The 541-nt window shown below is 71.5% G+C and carries 1 pseudogene; it reads left to right on the top strand.

Annotated elements, in window-relative coordinates:
- Positions 1-422, top strand: a pseudogene (locus EOA86_RS37730) (DNA-binding protein); the annotation flags it as partial.
- Between the last annotated feature and the right edge of the window lie 119 nt (positions 423-541).

A 541-nucleotide genomic window follows, 5' to 3' on the forward strand; every position in this document is an offset into this window, starting at 1 on the left:
GGCCCAACCCCTATAGCGGCAGCGGCGTTTCCCAGCATGGGCTCGATCAGCGTCTGCGCGAGGCCGACCGGCTCTCCCACGCCACCGGGCTCGACATGGTGGATGCCGGCTGGCGCCCGACGGTCGAAAACTACCTCGGCCGCGTCACCAAGTCCCGCATCCTTGAAGCCGTGCGCGAAGGCGCTGGCGAGCAGGCGGCCCAGCTCATCGACCATCTCAAGAAGGGCGACATGGCCAAGGAGGCCGAACGCCTCCTGGCCGAGAGCGGCTGGCTGCCCGAACCGCTCCGTCTGAGCGGCGATGACGCGCGGGCGGGTGAGCCAGCGGGGGCGGAGGACGAGGCGCTGCCAGAGTTCCTCGCCGGCGACGACGACCAGGCCACGGCCGACGACGTCACCGCGCATGCGGTCGCCGCCGAATAGCCACCCTTCGGCGGGGCGGCCCGCGTCGCCCCGCCCACCCTTCACCTCGCGGCCCGGCGCCCCGCCGGGCCATTTTCGTTTCAGGAGGCACGTCCATGTCCGCCCACATCGTCTATGAC

The sequence above is a fragment of the Mesorhizobium sp. M5C.F.Ca.IN.020.32.2.1 genome, assembly GCF_004023105.1.
Taxonomy (GTDB): Bacteria; Pseudomonadota; Alphaproteobacteria; order Rhizobiales; family Rhizobiaceae; genus Mesorhizobium; species Mesorhizobium wenxiniae.